The organism is Shewanella colwelliana ATCC 39565 (genome assembly GCF_000518705.1).
Classification (GTDB): domain Bacteria; phylum Pseudomonadota; class Gammaproteobacteria; order Enterobacterales; family Shewanellaceae; genus Shewanella; species Shewanella colwelliana.
In genome coordinates, this window is sequence record NZ_JAEC01000014.1 from 24,190 (window position 1) to 45,352 (window position 21,163).

General features: G+C 46.4%; 21 protein-coding genes, 1 pseudogene and 1 riboswitch. Of the genes and pseudogenes, 5 read left to right on the plus strand and 17 right to left on the minus strand.

Annotated elements, in window-relative coordinates; translation table 11 throughout:
• Positions 1 to 16 precede the first annotated feature (16 nt).
• Positions 17 to 1,354 (plus strand): MATE family efflux transporter, encoded by a 1,338-nt coding sequence (locus L876_RS0108240; RefSeq protein WP_028763373.1) that lies wholly within the window; start codon positions 17 to 19, stop codon positions 1,352 to 1,354.
• A gap of 85 nt (positions 1,355 to 1,439) precedes the next feature.
• On the opposite strand, the gene nfuA is transcribed toward L876_RS0108240, so the two are convergent.
• The gene (gene nfuA / locus L876_RS0108245; protein WP_028763374.1) at positions 1,440 to 2,018 is read right to left on the minus strand and encodes a Fe-S biogenesis protein NfuA; all 579 of its coding nucleotides are present in this window, start codon (positions 2,016 to 2,018) and stop codon (positions 1,440 to 1,442) included.
• Between the two features lie 207 nt (positions 2,019 to 2,225).
• Between nfuA and L876_RS0108250 the strand changes: the two genes are divergently transcribed.
• Both L876_RS0108250 and L876_RS23160 read left to right on the plus strand, forming a co-directional pair.
• A complete protein-coding gene (locus tag L876_RS0108250) occupies positions 2,226 to 4,763 on the plus strand; it encodes a M14 family zinc carboxypeptidase (RefSeq protein ID WP_028763375.1) in 2,538 nt (845 codons plus the stop codon).
• Positions 4,764 to 4,853: 90 nt separating this feature from the next.
• Positions 4,854 to 5,141: a putative hemolysin gene (locus L876_RS23160; protein ID WP_037428242.1), complete on the plus strand. Its 288-nt coding sequence runs from the start codon at positions 4,854 to 4,856 to the stop codon at positions 5,139 to 5,141.
• A gap of 571 nt (positions 5,142 to 5,712) precedes the next feature.
• On the opposite strand, the gene gltS is transcribed toward L876_RS23160, so the two are convergent.
• The 16 genes and pseudogenes from gltS to moaA form a co-directional block, all read right to left on the minus strand.
• On the minus strand, positions 5,713 to 6,936 hold the full coding sequence (gltS, locus tag L876_RS0108265) for a sodium/glutamate symporter (protein ID WP_028763376.1): 1,224 nt from the start codon (positions 6,934 to 6,936) through the stop codon (positions 5,713 to 5,715).
• 231 nt (positions 6,937 to 7,167) lie between these two features.
• Entirely contained in the window at positions 7,168 to 7,329 is a 162-nt protein-coding gene (locus L876_RS22420) for a DUF2986 domain-containing protein (protein ID WP_081730659.1), read from the minus strand.
• Between the two features lie 160 nt (positions 7,330 to 7,489).
• Positions 7,490 to 7,657, minus strand: a complete 168-nt coding sequence (locus L876_RS22425; protein WP_011863909.1) for a YqaE/Pmp3 family membrane protein — start codon at positions 7,655 to 7,657, stop codon at positions 7,490 to 7,492.
• Positions 7,658 to 7,681: 24 nt separating this feature from the next.
• Positions 7,682 to 8,356 carry a TIGR01621 family pseudouridine synthase gene (locus L876_RS0108280; protein WP_028763377.1) on the minus strand — a complete coding sequence of 225 codons (675 nt, stop codon included), beginning with the start codon at positions 8,354 to 8,356 and terminating at the stop codon, positions 7,682 to 7,684.
• 14 nt (positions 8,357 to 8,370) lie between these two features.
• Positions 8,371 to 9,597 (minus strand): sensor histidine kinase, encoded by a 1,227-nt coding sequence (locus L876_RS0108285; RefSeq protein WP_211237651.1) that lies wholly within the window; start codon positions 9,595 to 9,597, stop codon positions 8,371 to 8,373.
• An 82-nt stretch (positions 9,598 to 9,679) separates the two neighbouring features.
• Positions 9,680 to 10,357 (minus strand): response regulator transcription factor, encoded by a 678-nt coding sequence (locus L876_RS0108290; RefSeq protein WP_028763379.1) that lies wholly within the window; start codon positions 10,355 to 10,357, stop codon positions 9,680 to 9,682.
• 3 nt (positions 10,358 to 10,360) lie between these two features.
• A complete protein-coding gene (locus L876_RS0108295) occupies positions 10,361 to 10,897 on the minus strand; it encodes a PepSY domain-containing protein (protein WP_028763380.1) in 537 nt (178 codons plus the stop codon).
• A 61-nt stretch (positions 10,898 to 10,958) separates the two neighbouring features.
• Complete coding sequence (locus tag L876_RS0108300; RefSeq protein WP_028763381.1) at positions 10,959 to 11,315, minus strand: NirD/YgiW/YdeI family stress tolerance protein; 357 nt, start codon at positions 11,313 to 11,315, stop codon at positions 10,959 to 10,961.
• Positions 11,316 to 11,428: 113 nt separating this feature from the next.
• The gene (locus tag L876_RS0108305) at positions 11,429 to 12,535 is read right to left on the minus strand and encodes an ABC transporter ATP-binding protein (protein WP_028763382.1); all 1,107 of its coding nucleotides are present in this window, start codon (positions 12,533 to 12,535) and stop codon (positions 11,429 to 11,431) included.
• Positions 12,516 to 13,163 (minus strand): molybdate ABC transporter permease subunit, encoded by a 648-nt coding sequence (gene modB, locus L876_RS21385; RefSeq protein ID WP_248674536.1) that lies wholly within the window; start codon positions 13,161 to 13,163, stop codon positions 12,516 to 12,518. The genes L876_RS0108305 and modB overlap by 20 nt, the downstream gene beginning before the upstream one ends.
• Positions 13,164 to 13,199: 36 nt before the next feature.
• Entirely contained in the window at positions 13,200 to 13,991 is a 792-nt protein-coding gene (gene modA, locus L876_RS0108315) for a molybdate ABC transporter substrate-binding protein (RefSeq protein ID WP_028763383.1), read from the minus strand.
• A 42-nt stretch (positions 13,992 to 14,033) separates the two neighbouring features.
• The gene (gene moaE, locus L876_RS0108320; protein WP_028763384.1) at positions 14,034 to 14,498 is read right to left on the minus strand and encodes a molybdopterin synthase catalytic subunit MoaE; all 465 of its coding nucleotides are present in this window, start codon (positions 14,496 to 14,498) and stop codon (positions 14,034 to 14,036) included.
• Position 14,499: 1 nt separating this feature from the next.
• Positions 14,500 to 14,751 carry a molybdopterin synthase sulfur carrier subunit gene (moaD, locus tag L876_RS0108325; protein WP_028763385.1) on the minus strand — a complete coding sequence of 84 codons (252 nt, stop codon included), beginning with the start codon at positions 14,749 to 14,751 and terminating at the stop codon, positions 14,500 to 14,502.
• A gap of 27 nt (positions 14,752 to 14,778) precedes the next feature.
• On the minus strand, positions 14,779 to 15,255 hold the full coding sequence (gene moaC, locus L876_RS0108330; RefSeq protein WP_028763386.1) for a cyclic pyranopterin monophosphate synthase MoaC: 477 nt from the start codon (positions 15,253 to 15,255) through the stop codon (positions 14,779 to 14,781).
• Complete coding sequence (moaB, locus tag L876_RS0108335; RefSeq protein ID WP_028763387.1) at positions 15,248 to 15,778, minus strand: molybdenum cofactor biosynthesis protein B; 531 nt, start codon at positions 15,776 to 15,778, stop codon at positions 15,248 to 15,250. The genes moaC and moaB overlap by 8 nt, the downstream gene beginning before the upstream one ends.
• 111 nt (positions 15,779 to 15,889) lie before the next feature.
• Positions 15,890 to 16,870 (minus strand): annotated as a pseudogene (gene moaA / locus L876_RS21390) (GTP 3',8-cyclase MoaA).
• Positions 16,858 to 16,992: riboswitch (molybdenum cofactor riboswitch) on the minus strand. It overlaps the preceding pseudogene by 13 nt.
• A 227-nt stretch (positions 16,993 to 17,219) precedes the next feature.
• Here moaA and L876_RS0108345 point away from each other — a divergent pair.
• Positions 17,220 to 18,869, plus strand: coding sequence for an electron transfer flavoprotein-ubiquinone oxidoreductase (locus L876_RS0108345; protein WP_028763388.1), 1,650 nt, complete (start codon positions 17,220 to 17,222; stop codon positions 18,867 to 18,869).
• A 308-nt stretch (positions 18,870 to 19,177) separates the two neighbouring features.
• Positions 19,178 to 21,094 (plus strand): methyl-accepting chemotaxis protein, encoded by a 1,917-nt coding sequence (locus tag L876_RS0108355; protein WP_028763389.1) that lies wholly within the window; start codon positions 19,178 to 19,180, stop codon positions 21,092 to 21,094.
• Positions 21,095 to 21,163 lie beyond the last annotated feature (69 nt).

Consider the following 21,163-nt stretch of genomic DNA (forward strand, 5'->3'; position numbering starts at 1 on the left):
TAACCTCTGAGAATCTATGTCTCCACTACGTTTGCTGTTCAACAAACAGAAAAACAGGCAATTGCTCGCACTCGCTTTGCCAATGATCTTATCAAATATCACCGTACCCTTGCTCGGTTTAGTTGATACCGCCGTGGTAGGACATTTGAGTAATGCCTACTATTTAGGCGGTGTTGCTGTTGGTTCGACAATTATCACCCTGATATTGTGGATTCTAGGGTTCTTGCGCATGTCCACGACTGGCCTAGTGGCTCAGGCTTTTGGTGGTAACAACCTGCAGGCACAATACCGCTTATTACTGCAGTCAGCCACATTAGCCATGGGACTTGGTTGTTTAGCGATAGTGCTGCAATCGCCAATCATCAACCTAGCCCTCTCTTTTTCTGATGCCAGCAGCGAAGTACAGTTTTACAGCCAAGCCTATTTTGAAATCCGTATCTGGTCGACTCCATTCGCACTACTCAACCTCGCCCTGCTAGGTTGGCTACTGGGTAGACAACAACCCAAAGCTGCCATGTGGCAACTGATTATTGCCAACTGTGCCAATATCAGCTTAGACCTTCTTTTTGTCATCGGCTTCGATTGGGGCGTTCAAGGCGCTGCGCTGGCATCGGTGTTCGCTGATATAGCTGGCTTTTCAGTTGCCGCCACTATGGTATTTAAACAAATAACCCAGCAAGGTAACTTTAACTTATCACAGCTCGTCCACCAACTTTCTTGGCAAAGCTACAAGCAGTTACTGGGGCTCAATCGAGATATCTTTATTCGCAGTCTTTGCCTACAAGCGGCCTTTGCGTTTATGACATTTAAAGGTGCCAGCTTAGGCGACAATACTGTCGCAGCCAATGCCGTATTACTTAACTTACTACTACTGATCTCTTATGCATTGGATGGCATCGCTTACTATGCTGAGGCAGAAGTCGGCCGCGCCTTTGGCGAGCGTAATCAAACGAGATTGGCAGAAGCGGTGACGTTAGCCACCCTCTGGTCGGGAATTTCAGCCATTCTCTTTATGCTATTTTTTGCTCTTTGGGGACGAGATATCATCCAACTGCTGACCAGTTTAGATGCGGTGCAGAGTGAAGCTTATCAATACCTACATTGGATTATTTGGCTACCAATCCTCTCTTTCGCTTCCTACCTATTTGACGGAGTCTATATTGGTGCAGCGCAGGGGGCCGCTATGCGTAATACCATGATAATTTCAACGTTCGGGGTGTTTTTTCCAACCTGGTTTGCCCTGCAAAGCTATGGCAATCATGCGCTGTGGGCAGCGATGAGCATGTTTATGCTAGCGCGCAGCGCAACGCTCGCCATTCATTACCGCTACCGCCTAAAGTGCAGGCCATTGTAAGGTAACAAAAAAAACGAGCTAACATTGCTGTTAGCTCGTTATTGAGTCATCGCATGATTGCACTCCGCTGAGCGCTATTGCAGACTTATTGGTAAGAGTGATCACCGTGTTGATGCTCGGTTACATCTCTTACACCTGTTAGTTCACCTGGGAACATATCCAGCAACTGCTTCTCAATACCATCTTTTAGCGTTACATCGACCATTGAACAACCATTACACCCACCGCCAAACTGTAGGACTGCCACACCAGCAGCATCGATCTCTACTAGCATGATGTTACCACCATGGCTTGCAAGCTGAGGATTGATCTCTGATTGAATCACATATTCTATACGCTCTTTCAGTGGAGCATCATTATCAACTTTGCGCATTTTGGCATTAGGTGCTTTCAATGTCAGCTGTGAACCCAGTTGATCGGTGACAAAATCAATAGATGCATCCTCTAAGAAAGGCGCGCTTTTTTCATCGACCATGGCATGAAAACCATTAAACTCAAGTTCCATATCATCGTCTTCAACCGCATCTGGTGGACAATAAGAGACACCACACTCAGCCGATGGTGTACCGGGACTGATAACAAAAACGCGAATGTGAGTTCCTTCAGGCTGATCAGCAAGTAGCTTTACAAAATGTGCCTGAGCTGTATCGGAAATGGTGATCATTTAAGACATGCTCCGTCAGGTTAAACCCGAGTGATTTAGTAAGAATTAGCGCTATGATACTCTGACTCCCACCAGCTTTGTAGTGCTTAGGGTAATTAGACATCACTTTTTTGCTAAAAAATCCCTTGTGGTTTAATCATTAGCTATAGTAACAACTTCGCCTAACTGGTAATTTAGCCTTTATATACAAGAATAAAGAACTCTATGATGCTTCGACTCTGCTTACTATTGTTGGCTCTACTGCCGTTATCTTCCTCTTATGCCGCAAATAATCAAAGCGTGCTCGCCATCTCCTCTAGTACAGCTTCTCTAGCAGATATTGACTCGCCCGAGGCTTTTCTCGGTTACCCCTTGGGCACATGGCATTTACGCCACGATCAAATTAACTATTACCTCAAACAGCTTGCCAAACAAAGCTCAAGAGTTAGCTTAGAAGACACGGGGAAAAGCCATGAAGCTAGACAGCAGCTTACCGCAGTCATCACCGCGCCGAAGCATCAAGCAAACCTTGAGCAAATATTAAAGCAACGCCAAAAGGTAAAGTCTGGAGAGAAAATGACCGGCCCTTTAGTCATTTGGCTGGCTTATTCTATCCACGGAGATGAGGCCAGTGGTGCCCATGCCGCACTAGAGGTCAGCTATCAGCTCAGCCATAGCCAAACGCCCTGGGTAAAACAGTTACTCGACGAAGCCATTGTGTTGATCACCCCCACTCAAAACCCTGATGGTTTTGATCGCTTTTCAACCTGGACCAATAACTACACGGGCAAGGTTAAAGTCAGCGACGAAAACCACAATGAACACAGGCAAAACTGGCCTTCTGGACGCCGCAATCATTACTTTGCCGATCTTAATCGCGACTGGTTATTCTTGCGCCACCCTGAGTCGCGGGGGCGTATCGCGTTATTTCATAAGTGGCAGCCACACTATGTGGGTGACTTTCACGAAATGGGCCATAACCAAAGTTACTTCTTTCAGCCCGGCGTCCCGACACGCACTCACCCTTTTACGCCTAAAGAAAATCAACGTATTACTGAAGTGCTCGCAGGCTATCACACCGATGCACTTGATAAGGTTAAGCAACCTTACTTTAGCAAGCAAATGTTCGATGACTTCTATTACGGCAAAGGCTCAACCTATCCCGATATTAATGGTGCGGTGGGCATTTTATTTGAACAGGCTAGCGTCAGAGGGCAGGAGCAGGAGTCGGAAAACGGTAAGCTGCGCTTTGCCGATGCCATCGCTAATCAAGTCGCCACCTCTTACTCAAGTCTTAAGGGGGCCTTGGCACTAAAACAGGCGCTGATCGATTACCAGTCACAGTTTTACAAACGCAAAGACAAACATCTCCCCTCTGGTCGAGAAGTAGGCTTTTTAGTGAGTGCCAGCAGCGATCCTGGTCGGCGCGATGATTTTGCGTCGCTATTACGCCAACACCAGATCCGCTATTTTTACCTCAATGACAATATCAAACAGGGTAAACATAGATATGAACAACGCGATAGTCTGTTTATTCCAATCAATCAACCGCAGAAGACCTTGCTGTTAGCCCTGTTCGACCAGCGAACCGAGTTTGAGGACGCGACTTTTTACGATGTGTCGAACTGGAACTTAGCCCACTCTTATCAGTTACATATTGCTCGCGATGTCAGCCTCAATGTCGATGATCTGCTACTTGAGCCCACCATAAACAAGCCAATTGCGATTGCTCCAAGCAGTGTGGCAATCTTAATTGACTGGCGTCAACAAAATGCGGCGCCTATGCTGCAACAGCTACTGGAAAACGATATTAAGGTTAAATTTGCCGCTAAGCCATTCAATCTAATGAATAACCAACTGGAACTAAACTTTGCAGCCGGCACCCTGCAAGTGCCTCTGGGTAAGCAGAAGCTATCCGCCAATGAACTCGCCAACTTGATTACTTTATTGGCAAACACCCATGGCGTAGATTATCAGGTGACAAATAGTAGCCGAGCGAGCGCAGGTATCGATCTGGGTAGCCCTGACTTTCACCCCATCAACAAAGTAAAACCTTTAGTGATAACTGGCTATGGCACCAACTCATCGGAAGTCGGCGAACTCTGGTACTACATGGACCAGCATCTAGGTGTACCACTGACTCAAGTGGACTCTTCTCGCTTACCAAGACTATCACTTGAGAAATATACCCATCTATTTCTCAGCGATGGCAGCTACGATAATTTCGATGATAAGCTCGCCAGAAAGCTAGGTCAGTTCGCCAACAGAGGTGGGGTTATCGTCGCACAAAAAGGCGCGCTCGAATGGCTTAGTAGAGGCAATCTGCTCAGAGCGGATCTGCGTAAAGCTCGATTCTTCGAACAATTATTTCCAACCGAAGGCTTAACGTTTGCCGAACAAGATAAGTTGAATGCGAGAAAGTCCATTGGTGGGGCGGTGTTGGCACTTGATATTGATCCCAGCCACCCGATCAACTTTGGTATAGATGGCGAGCAATTACCGATTTTAAAAAATAAGGCCCTAGGACTACTTAAAAGCAGCACACCATTTATTACCGCCGCCACCTACGCAGATGAACCACTGTTAGATGGCTACCTCGCCATGGAGTACCAGCGCTCCTTAGGCGGTACTCCTGCGATAATGGTTGAACGACACGGTAAAGGGGCAATCGTCGCCCTAACAGATAACTTACTGTTTCGGAATATCTGGCTGGGTTCGCAAAAGGTATACGCCAACAGCCTCTATTTTATTCCCGAATTACATTAACGAGACTTACAATTAACCCTTTATGACATACTGGACGTTAATAGAGGTTATTAACTCTCAAGCACAATTCAAACTGGAGAATCAAAGGATATGATTAAACCATTAACGTTTTCATTAGCTTTCATCAGCGCTATAACTCTTAGCGCTTGTCAGCCTGCACCAAACACTGAAACTCAGATGGCCAATGAGGCTCCTGCCGACCTTAGTATGACAGAGCAAGTAAAGGATCAAGCTAAGCCCACCATTGGCCTTGCCAACCCTGCCGCTAAGTATTGCCAATCGCTGCAAGGCACATTAGCGCTGGATACTGGGGTGTGCACCCTACCGTCTGGTGAGGCAATAGATCAGTGGGAACTCATGCGCCGCGATCACCAATAACCTAGATACTCAAGCTAAAATGATGCGAGTCGCTATGCGACCCAAAGAGCCAAGTTATGCTAAAGCTTGCAACATCTGTGAAAAATGTATGTAGCCTCAATGGCAGCCTAGCCTCGACGCTATCATAGCTCAACACCCACTCGATGTGTTCGCCATTGAGTAAAACCTCAAGGGGCTAATCCAGTATTCATGCTGCTGACAGCAGACAAGGAGAATTTGGTACTAAAACTCATTGCCCCATTGTGGCAACCGCAGTTTGATAGTGAGTGTTACAGTTTACAAGCACAGCCCTTAGGCATTAAGCCCCCACAACTGCGCTACCAAAGACTATACTGAGGTTGGTATTACTTAATTCAGGAGAGGCTTCATGGCATAATCCTTGATAAAGTTTTACCGCAGATGACGATACCCGAACGATACCATATCGCCATTGCGTTAGGTCAATTTACCAAGCACATGCATCAGCAACCCATTCCAACAAACCATCCTCTAAATATTGACTGGCGCGATTTTCTCACCAACCAACTTAAATTTTCATTTAGCTAGAACGGACTCCCAACTTAGCGTCACATCAGCCAATAAAAGCTAAATATCCCTGCAATATAATCGCATTCACAATATCAATGAAAAAGGCGCCAACAATGGGTACCACCATAAATGCCTGAGGAGACGGGCCGGTTCGAGACACTAACGCCCCCATGTTCATCACAGCCGTCGGAGTTGCTCCCATACCAAAGCCACAATGCCCACCTGCCATCACCGCCGCATCATAATTTGAACCCATCAACCTAAATGTCACGAAGTACGCAAAGATTGCCAGAATCACAGTTTGCGCCGTTAAAATAATCAGCAGCGGCACAGCTAGATCGAATATTTCCCACAGCTTGAGGTTCATCAATGCCATCGCTAAAAACAGTGACAGCGACACGGTACCTAATACATCCACGCTTTCGCTATTGATTTTGTAACCACGCGACAATTCGGTCGCATTGGTGATCACTACACCCAAAAAGAGTGCATAAACAAAATCAGGCATCTTCAACCAGCCAATATCCATTACTGCCACAAATGAGCCAAACCACTTGGCCCCCGCTACACATAACAGCAAGATAAATAGTACTTCAAGTACGCTTTTTGCAGTAACGCGATCTTCTTCTAGCTGATCATAGGTCACCAAGTCAGGATGATCTTTATGATGATTCCCACCAATACCATATGAAGAGACGAGGCCATTCTTATTAATTAATCGCTGGGCAACAGGGCCACCAATGATCCCTCCCATCACCAAGCCAAATGTCGCTGCCGCCATCGCAAACTCTAATGTACTAATGCCATAGTCATCAGAAAATGTCTGCGCCCATGCAGCGCCAGTACCATGCCCGCCTGACAAGGTAATTGAACCAGCTATCAGCCCCATTAAGGGCTCTAAACCTAGAGCGGTTGCCATACTGACACCGACGGCATTCTGGATAACGATATAGAGCGATGCGATGCCTAGAAACAAAAAGACTTTTGAACCACCTCTCATCAACTGTTTATAACTAGCCGCCAAGCCGACAGTGCTAAAAAACATCATCATCAAGGTATTTTGCATCGACAATGTAAAGGCCAAAGAGATTTTATTGAAATGCAACACGGTAATGACCGCAGCCACGATAAGACCGCCGACAATAGGTTCGGGAATATTGTATTTTTTAAAAGCCGCCACATGACGATTAACCGTATGACCGATAAACAGCACTAGTATCGCCACCAAAAATGACTCTAGCTCACCGATAGTGTAAACAGTATTCATGACACTCCTTTTTTGACGAAATAGTTAGCCTAGACAAAGTCGATTGCCTTAACTATTAACGTCGTTTTTTCTCTAAACTCGAGATAACTAACAAGTTTAGACCTAGAGATAGTCCATTGGCGCAACCCGCCAAAAAAGCGATGAAAAGTCATTGCATATCAGCAATGGCATCATTTTTTAAGAACAATTATCTCTTTGGATGGAAAAATGAAATTGGGTATTGAAAACGTCTCAGTTCAGAGTCGCGGATTCAGAGGGTGTATCAGTGTCCGCCGCTAAACGCTCACGTTCAGCTTTAGATACATACTTAGGTTTGCCAGTATGGTGAAGTTTTGCATTCGCTTTCTTCGCCTTGGCCTTAAGTGTTTGATTAATTTTCTTCTTTCTATTCATGAGCGCGATTATACCCTAAAAGCACACTTTTGTGTGCCTAGCCCAGTCAAACTGGTAACTAAGCCACACTTTTGCGTCACTCATAGCAGCGCTTAAAACCGATGAATGAAACAAAAAAGGCAGCCTAAAGCTACCTTTTCACGTTCCACAGCACAACAAGTTATGACTTAGTCACCACCCATAATGCATGCAGCAGGCCTGGAATAAAGAACAGTAAACATAAGATGATATTGATAAGCAGATCTTTACCGACACCGCTCTTTAAAAATACGGCTACTGGTGGCAATAAGATTGCAATAATCACAAGTAGGAGTTTATTTGTATCCATTTAGACGGTTTCCTTTTGGTCTAATTATTTTCGTTTTGGCCAATCTAACTTCTCAGGGTTAGCCCATGTTTGCAACTGCTTTTTCACCCCATCTTGGTGAAACAGCTCTCCGATACTGGGCGCCACAATATATTGATACGCATGGCCAGCAAATTGGAAATTCAAACTATAGGCATGTAAATAACCACGATCAGCTTGCTCACCACCATACAAATCATCACCTAAAATCGGTACGCCAATACTCGCTAGCGCCACCCTTAGCTGATGGGTTTTCCCACTCAATGGCTTTAACAGGTACAAACGCATCCCTTCGCTCACCGATTGCGAGAAAAACTGGGTATAAGCAGGGTTTTCGGCGGTGCGTAGCAGTTTATACATACTGCGACGAGCTTTAGCCATATCACCAACAATCGAGCCCTGTTTCTTTTTTGGCTTGCCCTTGGCTAATGCGAGATAATATTTTTGCACTTGATGGGCAGTGAACATCTCAGTAAAAGTCGCGGCTGCGGTCGGGTTCTTAGCAAACAATAACAAGCCTGATGTCATGGTATCTAGGCGGTGCACAGAATACAGCTTAATGCCGATATCCAGCTCAAGCTGCGCCATCACTCCCGCGTGGCCATCTTGGCTATGAAAATGGACTTTAGGCGACTTGTTGATGACCATAAACTCGGGTTCATCGGCGATGATCTGATACATGTGCACCTGCAAGATTATGAGAAAGTAATAGTGATAATTAGGCCAGGTTGGTTATCACCTAACGTAATCGTTGCATTATGGCGCTGCAATATCGCCTTCACTAACGATAGGCCCAAACCTGTGCCCTTGTTGTGGCGGCTTGGGTCAAGACGAACAAGGCGATCAAACACTTTGTCTCTATCTTCCGCCGGAATACCAGGACCATTGTCACTGATTGTAACCTGATTACCCTGCTGAACAATCGACACCTTAGCCCCTTCACCGGCATACTTTATTGCGTTGTCGACTAAGTTGAAAAATGCTTGAAATAGCAGGTATTTGTCTGCCATTACAGTAAAGTCTTCATCGGTTTTCAGCACAAGTTGTTGCTCATTGAGCTCAGCCATCGCCTCGGCCATTTCATACAAATCGCTGCACAGCTGTTGTAAACTTAATGGCTGTAACTCTAGCGTCTGCTGTCCCTCTTCAATACGTGTCAGGGATAACATTGCATCAAATGTCGCCAGGCAATGATCCAACTCTTCGGTCAAAATTGCGCAAGCCTCATCTAACTCCTCAGGCCGTTTCTGAGGCAATTGTTCCAAACCAATACGTAAGTGAGACAATGGCGTACGCAGATCATGGGCAATATTGTCAGTCGCGCCGCGGACCGCGTTGAGGTTATTTTCTAAAGTATCGAGAACACGATTAAACTTACCCGCTAACATATCAAACTCGTCTTGGCGCCAGCTCACAGGCAGGCGCGTTGAATATTCTCCTTTCTCAATACGGCGACTCAAGCGGTTATATTGAACGAGACGGCGTAAAATCGCCTTAGAAAACAGATAACCTAAAGCCAAGGTCAACACAATCGTCAACATTAATGCGGTAATTGCCGCATTGACGAAACGATCAATCAAGGTGCCGAGCTGATCAGTCCGCGTGGCGATCAATACTGGTCCATAACGGGTCAAGACCATACCGCCGGTTAAGATATGCAGCTTGTCGGGTCCACCTGTTAATATTGGAAAATCGCGAGTTTCTGGCAGCATGGGCATGTCATCGGGCATCATGCTCAGAGCGCCAATAAGATCTAACGAACTGCGCCACACAACCAGAGCTGTTTTCGGATCTGCTGTGCGAATTTGGGTGGCAAAACTACGCCTATCTAGGGTCAACGCCATCTGTTGATAGCGTGCTTTCTCTGCGGCAAGATGCTGATTAGTCTGTAGCTCCTGCTCATTATTGAGCTGTCTATACATACCAAAAAGCAAGGTACCAATGATCAAGGTGACCAGCGCAGAGAAGATAATGGTAATGCGCCAAGCACTGCTCTGATAGGGTCTAATGCCCCTGACGTAAGCGATAACCCGCTCCTCGAACCGTTTCAATCAGCTCGCCAAAGCCAAGCTCTTCAAACTTACGACGCAGTTTAGCGATATGCACATCGATGACATTGGTGCGAGGGTCAAAATGATAATCCCATACCGCTTCAAACAATAAAGTACGACTGATCACCTGATTGGGGTGTTCCATCAAATACTTAAGCAATTGGAACTCTTTAGGTTGCAGTAAAATCTCAGTGCCACCAAGAGTTACCTTACGGGTCAACAACTCCATCACTAAATTACCCACCGACAACTCAGTATGTGCAGGCAATGAATTGCCACGCTGCATCAGTTTTTCGGCTCGCACTAGCAGTTCGGAGAAGGCAAAAGGCTTAGTCATGTAATCGTCGCCACCCGCCCTAAGACCTTTGACACGCTCATCAACATGACTCAGTGCAGACAAAATGAGCACCGGGGTTTGATCACCCGTTGCACGAAGTGCCGCCAACAGTTTTAAACCATCAAGTTGCGGTAACATGCGGTCTAACACAATCAAGTCGTATGACATGCTCGTCGCAAGTAACAAGCCTTGGTGACCATCACTGGCAGTTTCGATATTGTGTCCTTGTTCAGTAAATCCTTTGACCACATATTCGGTTGTGGTCGCATCATCTTCTACCAGTAATATTTTCATCGATTAATCCCACTTTAACAGGGGTAAAGGCCGCTGTTTTTCAATATCAAAAGCTATCTTATGTTTGCCGTTAGCATCGATAAGTTTTAATTCTAAATAACTAATACCCAGATCGTGATCTAGCTGCGCTTCAATAACGTGAGCCTTACTGCTGCCCACAGCTAATTTAACTAAATGGGAGAAGGAAAGATCACTATTAATCAAGACTTGCACAGCCCTTACGCCGTCATGATCATCGGCCTCTATCGGTTCAACCTTCTGGTGAATAAGGCTGCCATCTTTGGCCCAAAATTCAAACTCTGAAATGGTCTCGGCTTGGGTATCAATGATGCTAATTTCGTATATTAGCTCACCATTCTCAACATCAATATCAAATTCAGAAATGACCCCTGGATATTGCTTCTCAACCTGTGCCATCAACATCTGCGGAGTGAGACCTTGGTTATTTGACAGCAACTCAAGTACCGCCGTATTTGCATTGGCAATACCAGCTATACCCACACCAGATAACAGCATCAAACTGACTAACCAACGAGCCATGGCTCCTCCATTAACATTCTCTATGTCGGTATCTTACTGAATACCTGCATCAATGGCGATACTAGTGTGTATCACCCATCAAATCTATTTCATCAATCTCAATTTCAATGCCGCTCCACTCATCATCGACTTCACCCTTTAAGGTGACGGTGGTATTGCTGTTCACTTCAATGTCACGCCACAATGCATTGTCTATCTCAACCTCGACTTCGCCACTATTGTCGCGAAAAAGGTATTTCTCATCACCCAAGCTTTTTATGAGGTGTCCAGTTAGTTCCACTGGCGTGTCATCCTTGGCATTCAAAGTATCCGCAGCGCGATTGACTGGTTTATCTGCACCGGGACCGTTATAGGCAGCAAAGGCTGGTAATGTAAGCACGCAAGATAGAATGAGCGTCCCGGTTAGTTTCTTAGCCATAAAATCTTTCCCCCAAATAGATAATGAGGTCAGTGTAATGCAGCAACAATATCTAGGAGATGGAACCAAGATTAACCTTTGATCATATTCAGTTCAGCCTAAGAACAGCTTTGCTAACGCTCTAGGATATGGATCAGCTCAGACTTTAAAGCCACCTCGGTTTCCATGCCAGGTGCCAAACCTAATTTTTGTGCCAAGTGCAGCGGCACCTCCGCATTCAGGTGGTGTTTAACCCCTTTAATACTGGCCACGATTCGCATCGTTTCTCCCATCGCCAATGTCGATGCGATCGTAATGTTCAACTTGTTGAAACTACGACACAGCCTCCCCTTGGTAATAGAATTAAAACGGATCCCTTGATTGGGTATCACCCAGCGGACCTTAGTGCCAACATCAAGACTGTCGAAGTATGTGCTCGCAATCAGATGTTCACCAAATTTAAGCCAAGTGATTTGACGATCTTCTTCTTGCGCCACGACATGAGCATCAAACATATTACGCAGGCCCATCTGCTTAGCAACGGCTTCATTACGAGGCCGGGTCAGTACCTCTCGCGGCGTCCCCTGCTGCAGCAGTTTACCTTGGCTAATTAAGATCATGCGGTCGGCAAGTAGCAGCGCCTCATTGAGATCGTGAGTCACCATAATCACCGGAATGGATAACTGCTCTTTCAATCGAGCTAGCTCAAGATAGAGACGCTCCCGCGTTTCTCTATCGACAGCCGAAAACGGTTCATCCAGTAACAAAATAGAGGGCTCTCTTGCCAACGCCCGTGCTAATGCAACACGCTGACGTTGACCACCAGACAAGTTTGCAGGAAGCCTATCTGGCAAACCATGAAGATTGACCCTTTCGAGCCAATCCTTCGCCCGAGATTGCCGTTGCGATTTAGGAATATGGTCCAATGCCGCCACGACATTTTCCAGTGCCGTCATATTGGGGAAAAGCCCAAAATGCTGCGGAACATAGCCTAAATGACGCTGCTGCGGGCTTAAATATTGATGAGTTTCACTATTAAACCACTGACAATCTCCATGACGGATCTCACCACGTTCAGGTTTAGTCAGGCCTGCGATCATCCGCAGCAAGGTCGATTTGCCACCACCCGATGGCCCCACTACCGCCAACACCTCACCTGCCGAGCAGCAAAACTCGGCATCGATGGGGATGTCGCGCTGTTGGTCAATTTTACAATAGAGATCAGCGACGTCTTGAGACATTCATGCCTCCTAATCGACGAGACAAGCTGGTCGTGAGTGCCAATGCGGTAATAGCAAAGAGCAGCAACACCAAAGACATCTGCCCAGCACTAGCAAAATCAAAGGCCTGCACACTATCATATATAGAAATAGCGATGGTTTTAGTTTCTCCGGCAATATTGCCGCCCATCATCAATACAACGCCAAACTCCCCCAATACATGTGAAAAGCACAGCACTAACGCAGTCAATACGCCGGGCCATACCATGGGCAGTTCAATCCGAAATAGTACCTTAAGCGGACTCATGCCGCAGCAGGCTCCCGCATCACGCACCTCCTCGGGAACGGCTTCAAACGCGCGTTGAATAGGTTGTATGGCGAAGGGGATATTGACCAGAATTGACGCAACCACTAGGCCTGAAAAATGAAAAACTAACTGTTGGCCGAGCAGGTTTTCGAGCAACTGCCCCAACCAAGACTGACTGCCAAGCCCCACCAGCAAGTAGTAACCAATCACAGTGGGTGGCAACACCAAGGGCACCATAATAAGCGCCTCAACCCATGATTTACCACGAAATTGCCGATAGGCAAGAAACCGTCCCACAACGATGGCAAAAGGGATCAAAATGACTACAGTGACACAGCTCAGTTTTACCGATAAGCCTAATGCCTACCAATCCATCGACTACTCTCCTGCAGCTAGGTGAGGTGGCAAACCAAAACCAAATTCGGTAAATATCTGCCGCGCTTTTTCTTGCTGTAAATAGTCATAAAAACACACAGCGGTATCGCCCGCTTTATCGGTGAGGACCATGCGTTGATTGATGGGAGTGTGTAGTTCACTCGGTAAGGCTACATAGTGAGCAATCGCCTTAAATTGCGGTGCCATTGCCAAAGACAGTGCCACAATGCCGCCTTGGGTAGAGCCACTTAACGCAAATTGAGCAGCTTGAGAGACGTTTTCACCATAGATTAGTTGTGGTTCGATCTGAGTCCATAGCCCAAGCTTTTGTAATAACTCTTTGGCTCGCTCTCCATAGGGAGCATGATCAGGATTAGCAATTGCAAACCGCTTTAAGTTGCCCTGCACCATTAATGCATTTAACCCTACAAGGTTTTCATCTAACGTTAGCGGCGACGTTTTCGGGGCGGCTAATGCCAAACGCCCAATGGCGTATAAGGTACCATCACTGGTGGTAACCCCCAACTTATGCAGCTGATAAATATATTTTTCGTCAGCAGAGAGAAATAATTCAAACGGTGCGCCATGACGTATTTGCGCCACAAAATTACCCGATGACCCATAAGAGATCCGCACTTTAAGGCCGGTATCTTGGGTAAATTGCTGCGCGACTTTATCCAATGCAAACTTAATGTTCGACGCCGCCGCAATAGAGGGGGCTTCGCTAGCCCATGACGACACGCATAAGCCCAAAAAGATGGCACACCCTAGTACAACAGCTCTTATCCCATGCATGACGAGTCCCTTTTGAAATATTTCATCACGCCACCTAAAGCGTTATTTTTCCCACATTTTAGCAGCTTGTTCATCGGCGTCTTTGGCCTCGACCCAATTGCTGCCTTTATCACCGGCTTCCAACTTCCAAAATGGTGCTTTGGTCTTTAAAAAATCGATCAAAAATTCGCAGGCAGCAAAGGCAGCCTTACGATGAGCACTCGTAACCCCGATAAACACAATCTGCTCACCCAACGCCATGGTGCCAACACGGTGAATAATCGTGACCTTATTAAGCGGCCAACGCTCACGCGCTTCGACCACAATTTGATGCAACACAGCTTCGGTCATACCCGGATAATGCTCAAGTGTCAGGTCGGTCACCGCACTACCATCATTAAAGTCGCGTACCTTACCGATAAAGTTCACCACTGCGCCGTCACTGTTATCATCGGCAATTCGCGCATACTCATCTGGCACGCTGAAATCTTGAGTTTGTACCACTATATGATCTAAAGACGCACTCATATTAGCCTCCGGTCACTGGCGGAAAGAACGCCACTTCGTCACCATCTTCAACAGGTGTGTCCCAACTGCTAATGGTTTGATTGACAGCAACTAGCAACTTGTCAGCCGCCAGTACCTTACCCCACTTCTCATCTTTAGCAGCTATCTGCGCTCGCAGCCCCTCGGCTGTGCTGGTCGCTTCACTGGCTTCAATCGCTATAGTGCTCTCGCCGAGAAGCTCTCGAACCTGAGCAAAAAAGAGTACGTTTATCATCTATTTCTACCTTTAAACTTGTGCTATTTACGCCTTAAAATGACCCGATTTTCCGCCACGCTTTTCTAGTAAACGAGTCTGGGAGATCACCATGTCTTTCTGTACCGCTTTACACATATCGTAAATGGTCAGTGCGGCCACCGATGCAGCAGTTAACGCTTCCATCTCTACGCCTGTTTTGCCAGAGAGCTTACATAAACTGGTAATACGCACGCGACTATGTTCAGGCTGGGCTTCTAGGTCAACTTCAACCTTAGTCAGCATCAATGGGTGACATAAAGGGATGAGATCTGAGGTCTTCTTGGCGGCTTGAATACCTGCTATACGTGCCGTGGCAAATACATCACCTTTATGATGGCTACCGCTCATGATCATCTCAAGTGTCGCTGGTGCCATCTCAATATAAGCTTCGGCACGGGCCTCACGCTCGGTAACCGCTTTTTCGGTGACATCAACCATATGGGCATTGCCATCGGCATTAATGTGGGTGAATTCATTACTCATCAATTGATACCTTCTTCACATGCATCACAAAGTTACAAGGTCTGTGGGTTGCATCGAGTTGTTCTTTAATAATGTTGTTCCAACCGGTGCGACATGCCCCCGTTGAACCAGGTAAGCAAAATATTGCCGTCTTGTTGGCAAAGCCTCCCAGTGCACGGGACTGCACTGTCGACGTGCCGAGCTCGGTATAGGTGATATGGCGAAACAGTTCGCCAAATCCTTCGATTTCTCGATCAAACAGTGGTTTAACCGACTCTGGTGTATTGTCCCGCTCAGTGAAACCTGTGCCGCCAGTAGTGATAATGACCTGCACCTCTTTAGAGGCGATCCATTGAGATACGACTGAGCGAATTAAATACTTATCATCTTTAATTAATTGTCGCGCTACAAGTTGGTGACCTGCCTCAATCAAGGCATCTTCTAAAAACTGCCCTGAGGTATCTTGGCTAAAATCTCGAGTATCTGAAAGCGTGAGTACGGCAATATTTAGGGGTTCAAATTTCGAGTTGGTACAGTGACCCATAATATCTCTCTTGATGATTTTCAAACTGATGGATGAATGCGCACCTAAATTGATGCCGTGAGTATACCTATGACCTAAGCGATGGTGTTTGCCCTAGGTCATAAAGCTAAGTTAACCGCCAATGGAGGCCAAATGTTGTGTCACACCGGTCACCCCATCATGAAGATAATGGGTTTCCTTCTTGGCTTGGAGTTGACCATGCAGACGCTCAATTAGCTCAGTACGCTGTGAATGACTTTGTAGCAGATCGCGCAAGTCGACACCGTGCTCAGTGAACAGACATAGATGCAATTTACCTTTAGCCGATACTCTCAGGCGATTACAGTTAGCACAGAAGTTTTTTTCATAAGGCATGATTAACCCAATGCGACCTTGAAAATCACCGTGGCTAAAGTTCTGCGCTGGACCATCGTCAACGGCAGACTAATCGAGTTGCCAACCGTCTTGGATTAACTGAGACTTAATGTCGGCCCCCGCTAGGTGATGCGCCTTAAAATAGTCACGGCCTAATCCGGTTTCCATCAACTCAATAAAACGCAGATCGATAGGCGTCTGTTTAATCCAGTGAAGAAAGCGGGGCAAATCTTTATCGTTGAGGCCTTTTAGCAATACCGCATTGATCTTCACGCGCTCAAAGCCAGCCTCTAGCGCGGCATCAACCCCACGCATCACATCGTCAAACTTGTTTTCACCTGTGATCTGATAGAACATCCGCGGATCAAGGCTATCTACCGACACATTTATGCGCCTAAGCCCTGCGTCATACCACTCTTGAGCATGCTTAGCTAAGCGATATCCGTTAGTGGTAGTCGCGATAGTGGAAATTTTATCATTGTCAGCCACGATACGAATAATATCGCTAAAGTCTTTGCGCAGCGTAGGTTCACCACCTGTGATACGGATTTTTTGCGTACCCACTTCGGCAAAAGCACCCACTAGATTTTCGATCTCATTAAGATCTAAAAATTTGGGTTTACCATCGGGACGATAGCCGTCGGGGAGGCAGTATGTACATTTGAAGTTACAGACGTCAGTGACTGACATCCGCAGATAGTGAAATCTTCGACCAAAATTGTCTTGTAATTGAGACATGATCACCTTTCCAAGTAAGGGGAGGTGAGTCAATTTCTTTTCTCACCCCGGTGGCACTATTGCCACGGCTAGCTACCCATATCTGTTGACGTAGGATAGAAAGCTCGGAGAACCGTCGTTTCACAATTATAGGCCTAAATTTGCATCAGTTAATACCCCTGTTCACCCTTTTCTTGCACAAGATCAGCTGAGCGTGAACATATTGTGACAGCGCTCACGCAGATAATTACTATCAATTAGTCTATCCTGACTGCTTAAACTCTGTGCCATCTCACAAAATTAAGGTAAGGTGGTGAAAAGAATAAAACACCCGTTTCAATCGGGGGATAAGAACAAAAGAGGTGAAGTGATGGAACGCGAATCGATGGAGTTTGACGTTGTTATCGTTGGGGCTGGTCCTGCAGGCCTGGCAACAGCATGTCGACTGATGCAGATATCTCAAGACAGTGGTCAAGAACTGTCAGTTTGTGTGGTAGAAAAAGGCTCCGAAGTTGGCGCTCACATTCTATCTGGTGCAGTATTTGAACCTAAAGTACTCGATGAGTTATTTAGCGATTGGAAAGACACCGGCGCACCACTGCACACAGCTGTTACCCATGATGAACTGCACATGCTTAACTCACCATCAGCAGCCCGTGCGATGCCTAACGCCCTTATCCCAAAGACGATGCACAATGACGGCAATTATATTATTAGTGTCGGCAACCTCGCCCGCTGGTTAGCCGAACGCGCCGAAGCCTTGGGCGTTGAAATTTTCCCGGGGTTTCCTGCCAGCGAACTGCTTTTTAACGATGACAACAGTGTTAAAGGTATTTTAATTGGTGACATGGGTGTGGGTGCCGATGGTCAACCCAAAGACAGTTATGAGCCAGGCATGGAACTCCACGCTAAGTACACGGTATTCAGTGAAGGGTGCCGCGGACATCTAGGCAAACAGCTTATCGAAAAATATCACCTTGATAATGGCAAGACACCACAACATTACGGTTTAGGCTTTAAAGAGATATGGAAAGTCCCTAGTGAGCAACACCAACAGGGCAAAGTGGTGCACACTGGTGGTTGGCCGCTTACTGAAGGTGCATCAGGCGGCGGTTTCCTTTATCACCTTGAAGACAATCAAGTCGCGGTCGGCCTGATTATCGACCTTAACTATCAAAATCCACATTTGAGTCCATTTGATGAGTTTCAGCGCTATAAAACTCATCCAGTGATCAGCCAATACCTTAAAGATGGCGAACGTCTCAGCTACGGCGCACGCGCCATCACCAAAGGTGGACTTAACTCGCTACCCAAAATGAGTTTCCCTGGCGGACTGATTATTGGTTGTGATGCGGGCACACTCAATTTTGCCAAAATCAAAGGCACTCACACCGCCATGAAGAGCGGCATATTAGCGGCCGAAACCATCTGCCATGCACTGCATGCAGGGGTTGAAGGTGGAAAAGACCTGGATTGCTATCAAGAAAAGTTTGAACAAAGCTGGCTACAAGAAGAGTTGCATACATCACGCAATTTTGGCCCAGCCATGCACAAATTTGGTGCCTATTTAGGTGGCGCATTCAATTATATCGACCAAAACTGGTTCGGCGGCAAATTCCCTATCACCCTGCGTGATGAGAAGCATGACTACGCCCAAATGGCTGAAGTCAGTGCCTACAGCAAAATTGATTACCCCAAACCAGATGGCAAACTCAGCTTTGACAAGCTCTCATCTGTCTATCTCTCCAACACCTTCCATGAAGAGGATCAGTTGTGTCATCTGCGCCTTAAAGATGAGCGGATCCCTATCGATGTTAATCTAGTCAAGTTTGATGAACCTGCACAGCGTTACTGCCCAGCTGGGGTTTACGAAATTGTCGAAGAAGCTGGTGAGAAGAAGTTTATGATTAACGGTCAAAACTGTATTCACTGCAAGACTTGTGATATCAAAGATCCCAGTCAGAACATTACCTGGGTCAGCCCAGAGGGTGGCGGTGGTCCTAACTACCCCAATATGTAACCAACTCAGTTATAAACAAAAACGCGCTGCTCTTTGGCGCGTTTTTTAATGGGTTGCCGCTTGCGCTTACGCCAATAAATCACCATAATTGTTCACTATACCTACAAGCGCTATCTAAAGCGCACCATTTGAATGACCTTCATCCTCATAACACGCAAGGCTGCAACCTGAGGTGGATGCGATAAATGGAAAATCCTACCCCATAATATTCAATGGTTTAGCGTGTTAAGCAAACAGCGACTAACCTTAAATCAATTAACCAAACATCTGAATGGATATTCGGAAATTGTGGATGCGAGTTATAAACGATGAAACTTAACATGTTAACAATTAAACAAAAAATATTGCTGACGGTCACTTTTGCGGTGCTACTGTCGACTGTACTCGTTGGCGTACTTAGCCAGCGCAGCGCTAAAGAGGTTGTCGAACAACGAATGTTGACCTCTGAACTGCCAAATACGTTGCAATCGGTGAGAAATAAGGTAGAGATGGATATCTCTGTCTTAATGAATGCTGCTGAGCAACTGGCCAATAGTAAGATGCTTAAACAGTGGTTAGTCGAAGGTCGCCCGGCCGATACAGAGGCCTTGGTTATTGAGCAACTTAATGACATTAAACGCCAGTACAACCTAGCTCAAGCCTCCTATGCAGATCGGGAAACTGCAGCGTACTACACCCAAGATGGTTTCCTGCGTCTCTTAACACCGGATCAAGATGGCTGGTTCTTCGGTTATCGAGATAGTGGCCAAGAACGTATGTTGAACGTCTTTACCGAAGCCAATGGCGAGGTAAAACTCTTTATTAACTATCAACAGCCTAATGACAGGGGCCTAGTCGGGTTAGCTAAATCCTTAGACGACATGGTGCGTTTACTCGGTTCATTTAAAATTGAAGACACTGGGTTTGTGTACCTTGTCGACGCCAAAGGCCAAGTTAAACTACATCAAAATACCAGTGAGATTGGTCGCAGTAGCCTGACATCTCTATACCAAGAGGCTAATACCAGTCAGTTACTCAACCGTAGCGACTTTAGCTTAATCAAAACTGATATCGATGGTGAATCAACCCTGGTTGCCAGTAGCTATATCCCGTCAATGGACTGGTACCTTATTGCCCAAGTGCCTGAGAGTGAAGTATTTGCCTTACTTGAAGAATCGGCCTATCAGATCTTAATCTGGACATTGCTTATTGCTGCAGCATTTATTGGTCTATCTATTTTTGTTGCCGGATCAGTCAGTCAGCCCATTGCTAAAGTAGCGGATATGCTACAAGACATCGGCCAAGGTGAAGGTGATTTGCGCCAACGTCTACCTGTTGAAGGTCAAGATGAGCTGGCCCAACTTGCTAAAGGCTTTAATAGTTTTATCGAGAAAATTCAGCACTCCATTATTGAAGTCACTGACACCAGTGTCCAATTGAGTGAAGCGGCCACTAATGTTGCCAATCAGGCACAACAGACACTCGACGACAGCCAACTACAGAAAGATCAAACCATGATGGTGGTAACTGCGATTAACGAAATGGGCGCCACCGTCCATGAAATCGCCGGTAACGCAGCCCAAGCCGCCGATAACGCCAAAGACGCCGACAATGAATCAAGTGCCGGCCAAGTGGTTGTTATGCGCGCCCGCGATACCATTAATGAGCTTTCTAAAGATGTAGAACAGGTGGGTAATGTCATCGAGTCACTCGCCACTCACACCACTTCTATTGGTAGTATCTTGGATGTTATTCGTGCGGTATCTGACCAAACTAACCTACTTGCACTTAATGCAGCCATTGAAGCGGCACGAGCGGGTGAAGCGGGTCGCGGTTTTGCGGTCGTTGCAGAAGAGGTGCGTAACTTAGCATCGCGCACCGCAGCATCAACCGATGAAGTACAGAAGATGATTGATAACCTACAAGCCGAGGCAGCTCGGGCCGTACAGGCAATGATCCAAAGCCGAACTCGCAGCCAAGAGGGCGTGGCAGCGGTTGATGAGGCAAGCCATTCACTGACCGAAATCAGTCAGCAAATTGGGGCGATCACCGACATGAATATTCAGGTCGCCGCTGCAACGGAAGAGCAATCAACCGTGGTTGAAGATATCAATCGTAACGTCACAGAGATCAGCGAGATCACACGACGTACCACAGAAACCTCTGAGGCAGTGGCGCAAGCGAGTCAATCGTTAAATCAGTTGGCAAGACGTCTGGATACCTTAGTGGCAGGATTTAAGGTCTAAGCCTTGATATCTAATGAAATATCTATACAAAAAAGCCCGCGATTGCGGGCTTTTTGATAACGACATAGC